14 protein-coding genes are annotated in these 13,091 nt (G+C 71.1%); 5 read left to right on the forward strand and 9 right to left on the reverse strand.

The annotated features are described in order from the left end of the window. Positions 1-82: 82 nt before the first annotated feature. On the reverse strand, positions 83-316 hold the full coding sequence (locus tag P3T35_RS10365; RefSeq protein WP_280705429.1) for a hypothetical protein: 234 nt from the start codon (positions 314-316) through the stop codon (positions 83-85). A 169-nt stretch (positions 317-485) separates the two neighbouring features. Here P3T35_RS10365 and P3T35_RS10370 point away from each other — a divergent pair, with 169 nt between their 5' ends. The 5 genes from P3T35_RS10370 (at position 486) to P3T35_RS10390 (ending at position 5,311) form a co-directional block, all read left to right on the forward strand. Next, complete coding sequence (locus P3T35_RS10370) at positions 486-1,277, forward strand: uracil-DNA glycosylase (protein WP_101384426.1); 792 nt, start codon at positions 486-488, stop codon at positions 1,275-1,277. A 148-nt stretch (positions 1,278-1,425) separates the two neighbouring features. Next, positions 1,426-2,088 (forward strand): DedA family protein, encoded by a 663-nt coding sequence (locus tag P3T35_RS10375; protein WP_101384427.1) that lies wholly within the window; start codon positions 1,426-1,428, stop codon positions 2,086-2,088. A gap of 88 nt (positions 2,089-2,176) precedes the next feature. After that, positions 2,177-2,842: an O-methyltransferase gene (locus tag P3T35_RS10380; protein WP_101384428.1), complete on the forward strand. Its 666-nt coding sequence runs from the start codon at positions 2,177-2,179 to the stop codon at positions 2,840-2,842. Between the two features lie 212 nt (positions 2,843-3,054). Beyond that, on the forward strand, positions 3,055-3,702 hold the full coding sequence (locus P3T35_RS10385) for a TetR family transcriptional regulator (RefSeq protein WP_101384429.1): 648 nt from the start codon (positions 3,055-3,057) through the stop codon (positions 3,700-3,702). Between the two features lie 55 nt (positions 3,703-3,757). Next, positions 3,758-5,311 (forward strand): FAD-dependent monooxygenase, encoded by a 1,554-nt coding sequence (locus tag P3T35_RS10390; protein ID WP_101384430.1) that lies wholly within the window; start codon positions 3,758-3,760, stop codon positions 5,309-5,311. On the opposite strand, the gene P3T35_RS10395 is transcribed toward P3T35_RS10390, so the two are convergent. The 8 genes from P3T35_RS10395 to P3T35_RS10430 form a co-directional block, all read right to left on the reverse strand. Further along, positions 5,292-6,176: an SDR family NAD(P)-dependent oxidoreductase gene (locus P3T35_RS10395; RefSeq protein WP_101384431.1), complete on the reverse strand. Its 885-nt coding sequence runs from the start codon at positions 6,174-6,176 to the stop codon at positions 5,292-5,294. The genes P3T35_RS10390 and P3T35_RS10395 overlap by 20 nt on opposite strands. A gap of 103 nt (positions 6,177-6,279) precedes the next feature. Beyond that, on the reverse strand, positions 6,280-7,143 hold the full coding sequence (locus P3T35_RS10400; RefSeq protein ID WP_101384432.1) for a geranyl diphosphate 2-C-methyltransferase: 864 nt from the start codon (positions 7,141-7,143) through the stop codon (positions 6,280-6,282). A gap of 57 nt (positions 7,144-7,200) precedes the next feature. Further along, positions 7,201-8,619: a family 2B encapsulin nanocompartment shell protein gene (locus tag P3T35_RS10405; RefSeq protein ID WP_101384433.1), complete on the reverse strand. Its 1,419-nt coding sequence runs from the start codon at positions 8,617-8,619 to the stop codon at positions 7,201-7,203. A gap of 307 nt (positions 8,620-8,926) precedes the next feature. Further along, the gene (locus tag P3T35_RS10410; protein ID WP_101384434.1) at positions 8,927-10,033 is read right to left on the reverse strand and encodes a hypothetical protein; all 1,107 of its coding nucleotides are present in this window, start codon (positions 10,031-10,033) and stop codon (positions 8,927-8,929) included. A 240-nt stretch (positions 10,034-10,273) separates the two neighbouring features. Then, positions 10,274-11,005, reverse strand: a complete 732-nt coding sequence (locus P3T35_RS10415) for a DUF4239 domain-containing protein (RefSeq protein ID WP_101384435.1) — start codon at positions 11,003-11,005, stop codon at positions 10,274-10,276. Further along, a complete protein-coding gene (locus P3T35_RS10420) occupies positions 11,002-11,427 on the reverse strand; it encodes a hypothetical protein (protein ID WP_180356815.1) in 426 nt (141 codons plus the stop codon). The genes P3T35_RS10415 and P3T35_RS10420 overlap by 4 nt, the downstream gene beginning before the upstream one ends. A gap of 333 nt (positions 11,428-11,760) precedes the next feature. Next, a complete protein-coding gene (locus P3T35_RS10425) occupies positions 11,761-12,423 on the reverse strand; it encodes a TetR family transcriptional regulator (protein WP_101384437.1) in 663 nt (220 codons plus the stop codon). Positions 12,424-12,714: 291 nt separating this feature from the next. After that, complete coding sequence (locus tag P3T35_RS10430) at positions 12,715-13,077, reverse strand: cupin domain-containing protein (RefSeq protein WP_101384438.1); 363 nt, start codon at positions 13,075-13,077, stop codon at positions 12,715-12,717. Positions 13,078-13,091: the final 14 nt, after the last annotated feature.

Here is a 13,091-nt window from a genome sequence, read left to right on the forward strand (position 1 = left end):
GCCCGGCAACCCCGTGCCGTGCCCCGAGGCCCTACTTCAAGGCTCGGCCGTGCCCGGGCCGCAGCCCCGTGGCGGACCCGGATCAGTGCTCGCCGAAGAAGATCCCGCGGACCTCACGCGCCCCGTAGTAGACCACCACGTAACCGGCGGCCGGGTCGGCCCACCACCAGCCGAGGGTGCTGTCGAGGACCAGGCCGAGCAGGACCGCCACAGCCGGCAGCCCGTCGACGAGGGTGACCCGGCCCTCGGTCCGGAGCACCGGATCGTCCAGGGCCGAGCCGGTGCGGACGCTGCTGGGACGGTCGCCGGGGCGCACACTCCGACGAGGCGCCCGCCGCCCTCGTAGACTCGCCGACAAGTGATCTGTGCGGCCATGGCGGCACCCTCCCGGATCAGTGGACCCGACAGGGCGGCGCCCCCACGGGGGACGTCCTGAACGCACTCGCCGGGCCACCCGGCCGCCCGCGTGTGGAGGACCATCGACGATGCGTGGCGAGGCGAGGCCGGAGGCGCACGACTTCCCGGCAGTGACGGCCCCCGGGCTGGAATCCGTGGGCGAGCTGGACGCGGCGGTGGCCGAGTGCCGGGCCTGCCCGCGGCTGGTCGCCTGGCGTGAGGAGGTCGCCCGGGTCAAGCGCCGGGCGTTCCGGGACTGGGAGTACTGGGCCAGGCCGGTCCCCGGGTTCGGCCCGGCCGATGCACGGCTGGCGATCGTGGGCCTGGCTCCGGCCGCCCACGGCGGCAACCGCACCGGGCGCATCTTCACCGGTGACCCCTCGGGCGACGCGCTGTACGCCGCGTTGTACGACCTCGGGCTGGCCAGCCGGCCGACCGCCACGCGGCGTGGCGACGGGCTGGAGCTGTACGGGGTGCGCATCACCGTGCCGGTGCACTGCGCGCCGCCCGCCAACCGGCCCACCGGCGCCGAGCGGGACACCTGCCGACCGTGGCTCGCCCGCGAGCTGGACCTGCTGCGCCCGGACCTGCGCGCGATCGTGGTGCTCGGCGCCTTCGCCTGGCAGGCGCTGCTGCCCGTGCTCGCCGACGCGGGGTGGCAGCTGCCCCGGCCGCGGCCGGCCTTCGGCCACGGCGCCGAGGCGCTGATCACCGACTCCGGCACCCGACGCGAGCTGCGCCTGGTCGCCGGCTACCACCCGAGTCGGCGCAACATGTCCACCCGTACCCTCACCCCCGCCATGCTCCGCGACGTGCTGCGGCGGGGCGCCGACCTCGCCGGACTGCCGCGCCGGCCGGCAGCCGGGAGCGGGTCGGCCTGACGGGCCAGGACGTCCGCTGGGGGTGAGCCCCGTCACGGCCGGGTGCGGGGAACGGAACGCCAAGGGCCGGTAAAACGTTCGCCAATCGGACAGCACGCTACGCTGGCCTGTCACCCCCTTTGCCGACCGCGTTCTGGAGGAAGCGGCTTTGCACATCGACGAGTGGATCAACAGTGTGCCGCCAGGTGCGGTCTACGGCCTGCTCGCCCTGATCATCGGCATCGAGAGCCTGGGCATCCCGGTTCCCGGTGAGCTCGCGCTGGTGGCCGCCGGCATGCTGGCCGCCAAGGGGACGGTCAACCCGGTCCTGCTCGCGGTCTGCGCCTCCGGCGGGGCGATCATCGGCGACTCGATCGGCTACCTGATCGGCCGCAAGGGCGGCAAGCCGCTCTTCGAGAAGCTCGGCCGCAAGTTCCCGCGCCACTTCGGGCCCGATCACCTGGCCACCGCGGAGCGCTCGTTCCACCGCTGGGGCATGTGGGCGGTCTTCGTCGGCCGCTTCATAGCGCTGCTGCGGATCTTCGCCGGCCCGCTGGCCGGCGCGCTGCGGATGCCGTACTGGAGGTTCCTGATCGCCAATGTGCTCGGCGGTGTGGTCTGGGCCGGCGGTACCACGGTGGCCGTCTACTACATCGGCAAGGCGGTCGAGCAGTACCTGAAGGACTTCTCCTATGTGGCGCTCGGCATCGCCGCGGTCGGCGGGCTGCTCACCGGCGTGGTGATCAAGAAGCGGGCGGCCAAGGTCCATGCCGCGCAGGCGGCTGCCACTCCGGTGCGCGCCGAGGCGGAGCAGGTCACCGCCGGGGAGTGAGGCGACCCGGCCGGTGGATCTCACGTAGTGTCAGTTCGCCCGCGTAAGATCATCGGCGGCAGAACGGGCGCGACGGCGGAGGTATCCGATGACCCAGCAGCAGTGGACCGAGGTGGACGCCTACCTGGAGCAGGCGCTGATCGGTGAGGATCCGGCGCTCGCCGCCGCGCTGGCGACCAGTGCGAAGGCCGGCCTGCCGGAGATCGCCGTCTCGCCGACCCAGGGCAAGCTGCTCCACCTGCTGGCGCTCACCGCCGGTGCTCGCCGGATCCTGGAGATCGGGTCGCTCGGCGGCTACAGCGCCATCTGGATGGCCCGCGCGCTGCCGGCCGGTGGTCGGCTGATCTCGCTGGAGCTCTCCCCGGCGAACGCCGCGGTGGCCCGGGCCAACCTGCACGAGGCCGGGCTGGAGAAGGTCGCCGAGGTGCGCACCGGGCGGGCCGCGGACAGCCTGGCCGAGCTGGTGGACGAGGGCGCCGAGCCGTTCGACCTGGTCTTCATCGACGCGGACAAGCCCAGCATCCCCGACTACGTGGAGTGGTCGCTGAAGCTGACCAAGCCCGGCTCGCTGATCATCGTGGACAACGTGGTGCGCAGCGGCAAGGTGGCCGACGCGGAGAGCACCGACGCCTCGGTGCTGGGCATCCGCCGGATGCACGAGATGGTCGCGGCCGACCCCCGGATGACCGGGACGGCCGTGCAGACGGTCGGCACCAAGGGCTACGACGGCTTCACGCTGATCCGGGTCAACTGACCCTTCGTCAGCTCCGAGGCGTGCCACGGCGCCCCGCGCGACTCGCGCGGGGCGCCGTCGCGTTTCCCGGGGCAGTCATCCCGAAAGAGCTCGTCATCCCGAAAGAGCTCGACAGCCGGAGAAGCCCATCGCCCGGAGGATCTTGTCGTCCGGGAAATCTTGCCGATATGGAAATCTTGCCGTGGCGGCACGATTTGCCCTACGCTTCTCGCATGGCACCCGCAGACGAGGCCCGTACCACCGGGCAGCCCGGACTCCGTGAACGCAAGAAGCGGGAGACCCGGCTCGCCCTGAGTCAGGCGGCGATCCGGCTGTGCGTCCTGCACGGCTGGGACAATGTGACGGTCGATCAGATCGCCGCCGAGGCCGATGTCTCGGTCCGCACCTTCCGCAACTACTTCACCGGCAAGGCCGAGGCGATCGCCGCCAGCCACCTGGAGCGGATGCTCCAGGTGGGCGACGACCTGCTCGCCCGCCCGGTCGGCGAACCGCTCTGGGACGCCCTGCTGCACGCCGTGCTCGGCCGGTTCGCCCCGGCGGACACCAGCGGTACGGGCAACTCGGCGCCGAAGAACCAGCGTTGGCGCGACGGTGTGCGGCTGATGCTGGCCGAACCCGCGCTCGCCGGCGAGATCGTCAAGGCCAACGCCGCCGCCCAGCAGGAGCTTGCCAGGGCCATCGCGCGGCGCACCGGCACCGACGCCGACCGCGACGTCTACCCGAAGCTGGTCGCCGCCGTGGTCGCGGCCGGCAGCGCCGTGGCCGTCGAGCACAGCCTGCGCGCGGACCAACCCGAGCCGCTCGGCGCGGTGTTGGCCCAGGTCTTCGAGCAACTCGCCGCCGGCCTGCCGATGCCGTAGCCGGACGCGGCCCCGTGGTGCCACCCAATTCCCGTTCGCATCAAGGAGACTGACCATGACCGCCGATGTGATCATCGTGGGAGGCGGACCCAATGGGCTGATGCTGGCCTGCGAACTCAGCCTGGCCGGCATCCACCCGATCGTGCTGGAGCAACTCCCGCAGCCCAGCACCGAACCCAAGGCCAACGGCCTGCTCGGCCAGGTGGTCCGGCTGGCCGACCACCGCGGCCTGTATGAGCCGCTCAGCGGCAGCAAGGAGCCCCCGCAGGCCAACTCCGCCTACTTCATGTTCGCCGCCATGGGCCTCAACCTCGGCCTGCTGGAGGCCAGTCCGGTGTACGGGCTGGCCGCCCCGCAGCACCGCATCGTCGAAGTCCTCCAGGAGCGCGCCCGCGCACTCGGCGTCGACCTGCGGCGCGGACACCGGGTGGCTGCCGTCGCGCAGGATGAGGACGCCGTCACCCTCGACGTCACCGGCCCCGACGGCGACCATCGCCTCCGGGCCCGCTTCGTGGTCGGCGCGGACGGCGCGCGCAGCGTGATCCGCAAGCAGTCGGGGATCGGGTTCCCCGGCGTCAGCTACGACCGCCGCACCAACCGCACCGCGCACGCCACCGTCCCGGCCGACTGGGTCGACCCGGTCAACGGCGCCCTCACCATTCCCGGTTACGGGCCGATCCTGCCGTTCCTGCCCCATCGCACCGACCAGGGCGGCTTCTCCTACGCACCGTTCCCCGGCCACCCGCCGCTGGTCAGCACCACCGAGTGGGACCAGCCGGCGACCGACCAGCCGATGACCCTGGCCGAGCTAGAGTCGAGCATCCGGCGGGTGCTCGGCGTCGACCTGCCGCTCGGCCCGCCGGACGGCACCGGCCCGCACGTGCTGCGCCGACTGACCGGCGGCAACACCCGGGTCGCCGACCGGTTCCGCGACGGGCGGATCCTGCTGGTCGGCGACGCCGCCCACGTCTACACCTCCGGCGGCGGGCCCGGCCTCAACCTCGGCCTGCAGGACGCCGCCAACCTCGGCTGGAAGCTCGCCGCCGTGCTGCGCGACACCGCCCCGCCCGGCCTGCTCGACAGCTATGACACCGAGCGCCGCCAGGCCGCCCGCCGCATGGTGCTGAGCGCCGAGGCGCAGTCCGCCCTCACCGCGCCGGGCAGCGACACCACCGCCCTGCGTGAGCTCTTCGGCGAGCTGCTCGGCCACCGGGCGGTCGTCCAGCAGCTGGCCGACCTCACCGCCGGCACCGACGTGCGCTATGAGATGGGCGGGGCCGAGCCGCACCCCGCAGTCGGCTACTTCGCGCCGGAGTTGGCGCTGAGCACCGAGTCGGGAATCGTGCGGATCGCCGAACTCGCCCGGCACGGCCGCCCGTTGCTGATCGACCTCACCGACGACCAGTCGCCGGCTGCGGCACTGGCCGAGGGGGAGGAGGCCGTCGAGCTGGTCGTCGCGCAGGGCTCCGACCCGGCGGGTCTCACCGGTCTGCTGGTCCGCCCCGACGGCTACGTGGCCTGGGCCAGCAGCTCCCCGCGCCCGGACCAGGCCGAGCTGGCCGCGCTGCGAGCGGCCGTCGAGCGCTGGTTCAGCCCAGCGGTGCGGTGAAGGGCGTGGTCAACCGCTGGGTGAGAGCGGCGAGTTCGGCACGGGCCGCCGGATCGTAGGCCCAGTCGTGCGCCCGGGCCTCGGTGAACCGGTCGAAGTAGCGGCCCGTCACCCCGGCCAACTCCGGATCGGTGACCAGCCGGACGGTCGGACGCACCCCCTCCGCCACGCTCACCGCGGGCACCAGGCCGAAGGCCCGTACGCCTTCGGTGTCCATCAGATGGGCCGGGTGCAGGGTGTTGACGGTGACCTCGTGGGCCGGCAGCTCGGCGCCGAGGTCGAAGGTCGCCATGATCAGGGCCAGTTTGCTGCGGCAGTAGGCCGTCAGCCCGTCGTACTCCTGCTCCATCATCGGGTCGGCGAGGTCGAGCGGGGCCTGCCCCATCGAGGCGACATTGACCACCCGTGAGGCCCGGCCCGAGTGCGCCGCGCTCACCCGGAGCAGCGGGAGCAGCAGCCTGGTCAACGTCCAGGGCACCAAGTGGTTGACCGCGAGCTGCAGTTCATGGCCCTGGGCGCTCAGCTGCCGCAGCTTCGGATCGTTGCGGGCGATCGCGTTGTGCACCAGGACGTTCAACTCCGGCTCGGCCTGGGCGATCCGCTGCGCCAGCGCCCGGACCTGGGCCAGATCGGAGAAGTCGGCCAGATAGCCGCGGGCCTCGGCGCCGACGGCCCGGACCTCGGCCAGCACCTTCTCCAGTCGTTCCGGGTTGCGGCCGTGGAGCAGCAGGGTGGCGCCCTCGCCCGCGAGGTCCAGTGCGAGGGCGCGGCCGAGGCCCTGGGTGGCGCCGGTGACCAGGACGGTGCGGCCATGCAGGGAGGCGTCATCCAGAGCGGAGTCATGCAGTGAGGAGTCATTGTTCATGCCTTGATGTATATCAATGCTTTGATGAGTCATCAAGTCATTGATGACCGGCAGGCCAAAGGGCCTGGGCTCCCGCCGAGCCCAGGCCCCTACCGGCGCACCGTCAGATCTTGTCCGCGACGATCATCAGGTAGTGGAAGCTGCCCTCCTTGTAGGCGGTCAGGAACGGGTCCTCGATCCCGGTGGCCACCGAGGACTTGGCCCGCAGCTCCCAGTACGGGATGGTGTCGGCGGTCAGGTCCACCACCGAGATCGGCACCAGGTTGTTGGCCGCCAGCGCCTTGAAGTACTCACTGCGCGGGTGGATGTTGCAGATGTAGTGCTGGTCGATCTGGCTGACGGCCCGGGACGGCCCGCCGGTGATGTCGTTGTAGCAGCCGGTGATGCAGACGTAGCGGCCGCCGAACTCCAGCAGCCGGGAGAACTCCCCGAACGCCTGGTGCAGATCCACGTACATGGTGGTCTCGTTGGTCCAGATCGCGCGCCGCGATCCGGTCTCCAGGCCGGTGTCCAGCATGTTGCGGAAGTGGAAGCGGACCCGCTCCGCCACCCCGCGCTCCTTGGCCTGGTCATTGGCGAAGCCGACCTGGTACTCCGAGATGGAGACCCCGTCGATCTCGCAGCCGAACCGGGCGTTGGCCATGATGCTGGTGCCGCCGCGCCCGGAGCCGGCGTCCAGCAGCCGGTGCTCGGGGCGGATGTTGCCCAGCTGGTCCAGCAGCACATCGGCCTGCGCCGTCTCCAGCCGGTGCATCTCCTTGATGATCCGCTCGTCGCGGGTCTCCGCCGGCCCGGCCAGCACCGACGGGTCGTACTCGCCGAGCCCGTAGTGGTGGTGGTAGAGGTCGTCGATCTCGCCCAGGCGCAGGTTGACCGGGTCCTGCTGGTTGGTGTTCCAGTAGTTGGCCACCGACTTCTGGAAGGCGGTGCGCAGCACGGTGGCGGGGTTGGGCGTGGTGGTCGTCATGGCGTTGCGGACTCCTCGTCGAGATGCTGGGAGGGGGCGCTGGGGCTGTCGGGTCGATCAGGAGCGGGCGTGCGAGACCTCGACGTTCTCCAGCACCCCGAGCGCGTCGGGGACCAGGACCGCGGCGGAGTAGTAGGCGCTGACCAGGTAGGACATGACGGCCTTCTCGTTGATCCCCATGAACCGCACGTTCAGGCCGGGCTCGTACTCGTCGGGGATGCCGGTCTGGTGCAGACCGACCACACCCTGGTTGTTCTCGCCCATGCGCATGGCGATGATCGAGGAGGTGTGGCCGTCGACCACCGGGATCTTGCCGCACGGGAAGATCGGGACGCCGCGCCAGGCGGGGATGTGGTGGGTGCCGATGTCCACGCTGCCGAAGTAGATGCCGCGCTTGCTGCACTCCCGGCCGAACGCGGCGATCGCCTTGGGGTGGGCGAAGATGTGGGTGGTCTCGCGGCGCATGCTGAGCAGCTCGTCCAGGTCGTCCGGGGTGGGCGGGCCGGAGTGGGTCTGGATCCGCTGGTCGTACTCGGCGTTCTGCAGCAGGCCGAAGTCCGCGTTGTTGACCAACTCGTACTCCTGGCGCTCGCGCAGCGCCTCGATGGTGAGCTTCAACTGCTGCTCGATCTGGTTCATCGGGTCGTTGTAGAGGTCGGCGACCCGGCTGTGCACCCGCAGCACCGTCTGCGCCACGCTCAACTCGTACTCGCGCGGGGCGAGTTCGTAGTCCACGAAGGTGCCGGGGAGGTCGGGCTCGCCTTCGTGGCCGGCGGCCAGCTCGATCTCGGCCTCACCGTGCTGGTTCTGCGCCTGGTCGGCGCTGGCCAGGTAGGCGGCGACCTGCTCGCGCAGCGCCTCGGAGCGGCTGACCAGCTCCTGGAAGGCGGCGGTGGGCAGCACCATGACCGTGCCGGCGGTGGCCGCCTTCACCGTGAACTCCCAGAGCGCGTCGGTCTGCTTGATCGCCTCATCGCCCAGGTGGTCGCCGTCGGCCAGGTGGCCGAGCACGGTGGTCTCGCCGTACTTGCCGGTGCCGATCTGGTTGATCTTGCCGTGGGCGATCAGGATGATCTCCTCGACCGGCTGCCCCGCTTCGACGAGCACCTCGCCCGCCGCCACCTCGCGCTGGCTGAACCGGTTGGCCAGCTCCTCCAGCACCGCGTTGTCCTCGAGGTCGCGCAGCACCGGCACCTCGCGCAGCGACGGCGGCACCACCCGGACCACCGCGCCGGTCTTGGCGAAACTCACCCGCCCGCGACCGACCGCGTAGCTGAGCCGGCGGTTGACCCGGTAGGTGCCACCGGACACCTGCACCCAGGGTAGGTTGCGGAGCAGCCAGCGCGAGCTGATGCCCTGCATCTGCGGCTCGGACTTGGTGGTGGTGGCGAGGTTGCGCGCGGCACCGGTGCTCAGGCTGAGCTGGGTCGCGGCCTCCTGAGCCTCGGTCGGCGCGGGCCCGGTCTCGATCGACATCGGATCTCTCCATCCTCATGAGCGGCGGCAGGATGACTGACGTCTGTTGCCTCGTCAGATTTCATCGCACGCAACAGCTGAGTGGGGGGTGGAATGTCATTCCTCCGCCACAGAAGGATGTGTAAGAATCTTCGCGCGCCCCCGTTTAAGGCTCCGCGCTACCGCTTCGGCCTGCGGAAACAGAGCCAAGATCGGCATAGTCCCGATAACCAGTAAATACGACTAATTCGGGGTCGCTTCTTTTCGGAAATTCCCGACGGTACGGTGGCTGAACCTGTGTGCCACCGCCGTTCGGTATGACGACCTGTCAGGTCCCGCTGCCGCCGACCTGGCGGTCCGGGCGCCGGTCGGCCGGTCGGCGAGGCGGAATCGGCTTGGTCGGGAAGTCTCGGGTGCCGGTCCACAAGGCCGGAACGGCATCCGCGCGCCGGGCCAGCTCATAGGCGATCGCCTCGTAGTTGACCCGCCAGCCGTGGAAGTGCGGCCAGGCCAGTATGGTCGGCCGTTCCGCCTCGAAGCCCGAGGCGATGATCATCGTGACCGCGGCGTCGAACTCGGCATAGCTGATCCGGATCGGAGAATCCGGCTGCGGATCCGGGTCGTAGTCGAGCCGGACCACCCGGGCGATGTCGCGCAGCGCGGTGAAGCCGGCCCGCAGCACCAGCCTGGCCTCCGGCGGCGCGCTCTCCGGGCAGAGCGCCAGCTGGATCGCCGCCGCGTCCATCACCGCGATCAGGCCCACGATCCAGCTCCGGTACGGCTGCGGGGAGCGGAAGGAGAGCAGCACCGGGTAGTTGGAGTGGCTCTCGCCCAACTCGGCGGCGAGCCGCTCCCAGTCCCCGTACAGCTGCGGCAGCGCGGTCTCGGTGTCCACCAGGGACTGACGGGCCAGCAGCTCCGGCCCCCAGGCGGGCTCCCCGGCGCGCGACTGCAGCAGGGTGACCTCCACCTCGCGGCGGTTGTAGCTGGTGTAGAGGGTCGGCAGGTAGGCGATCTGCAGGGCGATCACCAGCGGTCCGCTGGCGGCGGCCAGGAAGTCGAGGCCGGAGAGCCGCAGTCGGGCGCCGCTGGCGAAGCCGAGGGTGAACAGGCTGGAGCCGGCCTCCCGGAACGAGGCGTCCCACGGCAGCCCCGAGGTCGCCTCCATCAGCAGGGTGAAGGCGCCCAGCAGGGCGAGCAGCCAGCAGAACAGCATCGCGACCAGCATCAGCGGCGCCAGCCAGGCCTGCGCCCGGTCCTGCGCCCGGTAGGTGCCGAACGGCGTCGCGCACAGGTGCAGCACGGCCCGGCCGAACTGCCAGAGCCGGAAGGTCAGTGTGGAGTACAGGCCGCGCGGCACCACCAGGGTGCGCAGGATGCTGGCGACGGTGAGCAGCAGCAGCAGGGTGCCGGCCAGGGCGGAGATCAGGCGCATGGCCCCATTGTCGATCATCGGCAGGCCGGCCGACCGGCCGAAACGCGACGACCGCCCAGGTGGGGCGGCCGTGTCGGAGATGTGTCGCCCGTGGGCGATTTCACCATCGACGATGAGGCGCTGCGCGTGACCGCAGGGTAGATTGATCAGTCGGCCCGGCTCGGGCGGTGCGCGCACACCACCGGAGCCGGGCTGCCTCTGTTATATCGGATACTGCGTCAGGTTGGAGGGAATACTGCGTCAACTCTGTTGTGACAGTTGTGTGAAGCGCTCCAGGCTCTGCTGGTAGGCGACCGGGGTGACGTGCATCGGACCGGAGTAGGGGTGCGTCATGTGCAGCACCAGGTAGATGCCGAAGCCGACCACCGCCCCGACCAGGCCGAGTGCGATCGCCTCCCGCCGCTGGAACGTCAGCCCGGCGATCGGCGCGTAGAGCAGGACCAGCATCCCGGTGCCGATCAGCGCGGGGTAGAGCGGCGCCGGCAGCGAGACCGAGGCGTCCGCCAACCGGATCTGCCGCTTGGTGTAGACGTCGTCCAGGTCGCTCAGCAGGGTGGTGCGTTGCGGGGAGTCCGGCAGCGCGTCGACGTGAGCGCGCACGGCGTCCAGGCCGGCCCAGGCGGCGGGTGACGCGTCGCCGTGGGTCATCGCCTGGAAGTCCGGGCCGATCACCTCGGAGACGTAACTGCGCAGCAGCGGCCGGGTGCTGGCGTCGGCGTCGGTGTAGGCCGCGTTGAGCGACCTCGCCTCGTCCCAGGTGTGGCCGCGCGCGGTGTTGAGGTTCGACCAGGAGCCGGCGATCAGGAAGCCGGTGACCAGCATGAACGAGGAGAGCGAGGCGGAGCCGAGGAAGCCCAGCGCGCCCGAGGAGAAGCTGCCCTCGCGGGACCGGTGGGTGCGGCCGAACGCGGCCAGGATGCCCACGGCCGCGGCGGCCCCGAGCAGCACGGCGAGGACGATTCCGAGACTCAACGACGCCTCCCTGTGGTGTGGTTGATGAAGCTGACGGCCGCAGCGAGCAGGGCCGGGATGGTGATCGCGACGAAGGCGAAGGCGCTCTGGGCGTCCGCCGTCGGGGTCGTGCTGGGGTCGGGCGGGCGGTGCACGGGCATCGCGGTGGCGGTGCGCAGGTGGCTGGGCGGTGGCGGGGTGGGCAGGGCGAGGGTGGGGGTCGGCGAAGGTGTCGGGGTGGGGGAGGGGGTGTGCGGCGGGGCGGCGGTGTGCGGCTTGGGAGTGGGCGGGGGAGCGGGAGTTGGGCGCGCCGGATGAGTGGTGGGCGCGGCCGGCGTGGGCGGAGCGGGCGGTGCCGGGGGAGTCGGCGGTGCGGGGGGTGTCGGTGGCGCGGGCGGTGTGGGCGGGGCCGGAGGTGTCGGTACCGGGGGCGGGCTCGGCACGGGCGGCGGGGTCGGCGGGCCGCAGGGGGGTGGCGGGCCCGGCGGGTCGCAGTCGTGGTGGTGGCCGTGGTGCGGCGGATGTTCGCAGTGGCCGGGGTGGTGGTGATGGTGACCGTGGTGTTCGTGGTCTCCCGGGTGGTCCCGGTCCGGCGGGCCGGGCTCCGGTGGGTCGTCATCGCCTTGCATGACCATGGACGATAATCAGGCACGCGGTCGGGCGAATGCGAAACCTTGATCTGGATGGGTGAATTGACCCATGCGGGTGGTGCGAATTCGAACAGACGCCATGGGCGTCGAGCCCATGTTCTGGTTTGGCGTCTTCAATGTCGGCCGTCAGCCGGCCAGATAGCGCCGCAACAGCACCTTGCACTCGGCGATCAATTCCGGGTCGCCGTCCCGGTCCTGCTCGAATGCGAGCTTGAGTACCGCGTCGGCGCACTCCAGGGCCACCCGCAGGGCGAGCGGCCCGGGCCGCCGTCCGCTGCCCACCGCATGCTCGGAGACGAGCCGGAGCAGCAGCGCCGCCACCGCGGTGTTGTTGTCCAGCGACAGGTCGAGCAGGTGCGTCACATCGCCCATCGCGGGCGGAGTTGGCCCGGTCAACCCGAAGTCCAGGGCGCCGAAACCCGGCACGGCCCGCTTCATCGCCACGAACTCCTCGACCGCGAGGTCCACGAAGCCGCCGATGTCCTGCGGGCTCTCAGCCTCCAGGCGCCTGGTCAGCCGCTCCAGGTAGCGGCCCAGATTGCGCCGGGCCAGCGCGGCCAGCAGGCTCTGCTTGCCGGTGAAGAACTGGTAGAGCGTGCCGATCGGCACCTGGGCCCGGGCCGCCACCTCCTTGGTGGTCAGCGCGGCCGCACCGGACTCGTCGAGCAACTCCGCGCAGGCGTTCAGGATCCGCTCCAGGCGCTGCTGGCTGCGCTGCTGCACGGGCTTGCGACGCAGCTCCGGTTCGGTGACCTCGACCGTGGTGCTGCCCGTGCTCTGCTCGGTCATCGGCCCCGTCTCCTTGCAACTCGCCGGTTCGGGTTACCACTCTGCCGCATCCGACCGGCGTCGCGCATGGGAGTCCCCGTTCCTGATGACCTGTCAGCGCCGCCGGGCCGGGAGTCCGGGGCGCGCCCGCGGCTCGATCGCCGGCGAGAAGGCGTGTCCCGGTGTCGAGCTGCTTCGGCAACTCCTGCTCCCACACCTCGGGTTGAAGCGCTCCGTTGGTACGCGCCAGCACCAGGCGCTCCCCGCGCTGACCCGCAGCCGGGGAGCGGTGGACCTGCCAGGGCGGCGGGACTAGCGCTTGGCGTAGTCCGCGAACCCCTGCCAGTCGATCACGACACATGGCTCGTCGCCCACGGTCCAGGCGTCGTGACCGGGCGGGCAGACCATGAAATCACCAGGGCCGTACTCCACTTCCTCTCCGTCGTCCATGACGATCTTCATGCGGCCGGAGACGAAGTAACCCAGGTGGGCCGCCTGGCAACTCTCGGTCTTGGCGATCGGCTTCACGTGCTTGGACCACTGCCAGCCGGGTTGGAAGACCGCCCGGCCCACCGGGCCCGCGTCGAGGTTGACCAGGGCGAGTTCACCCATGCCGTCCTCGAACGGGCGGACCTCCTCAGGCGTGTCGAAGCTTCTGCGGATGAGACCGGCCATGTCGCACACTCCAG

Origin of the sequence: Kitasatospora sp. GP30 (assembly GCF_029892145.1) — a bacterium.
Taxonomy (GTDB): Bacteria; Actinomycetota; Actinomycetes; order Streptomycetales; family Streptomycetaceae; genus Kitasatospora; species Kitasatospora acidiphila.

Bases quoted from the DNA above. Each gene is read 5' to 3' on its own strand.
- P3T35_RS10410 (WP_101384434.1), bottom strand. From the start codon at position 10,033: ATGCGCCTGATCTCCGCCCTGGCCGGCACCCTGCTGCTGCTGCTCACC.
- P3T35_RS10430 (WP_101384438.1), bottom strand. From the start codon at position 13,077: ATGGCCGGTCTCATCCGCAGAAGCTTCGACACGCCTGAGGAGGTCCGC.
- P3T35_RS10380 (WP_101384428.1), top strand. From the start codon at position 2,177: ATGACCCAGCAGCAGTGGACCGAGGTGGACGCCTACCTGGAGCAGGCG.
- P3T35_RS10390 (WP_101384430.1), top strand. From the start codon at position 3,758: ATGACCGCCGATGTGATCATCGTGGGAGGCGGACCCAATGGGCTGATG.
- P3T35_RS10395 (WP_101384431.1), bottom strand. From the start codon at position 6,176: ATGAACAATGACTCCTCACTGCATGACTCCGCTCTGGATGACGCCTCC.
- P3T35_RS10425 (WP_101384437.1), bottom strand. From the start codon at position 12,423: ATGACCGAGCAGAGCACGGGCAGCACCACGGTCGAGGTCACCGAACCG.
- P3T35_RS10400 (WP_101384432.1), bottom strand. From the start codon at position 7,143: ATGACGACCACCACGCCCAACCCCGCCACCGTGCTGCGCACCGCCTTC.
- P3T35_RS10370 (WP_101384426.1), top strand. From the start codon at position 486: ATGCGTGGCGAGGCGAGGCCGGAGGCGCACGACTTCCCGGCAGTGACG.
- P3T35_RS10385 (WP_101384429.1), top strand. From the start codon at position 3,055: ATGGCACCCGCAGACGAGGCCCGTACCACCGGGCAGCCCGGACTCCGT.
- P3T35_RS10405 (WP_101384433.1), bottom strand. From the start codon at position 8,619: ATGTCGATCGAGACCGGGCCCGCGCCGACCGAGGCTCAGGAGGCCGCG.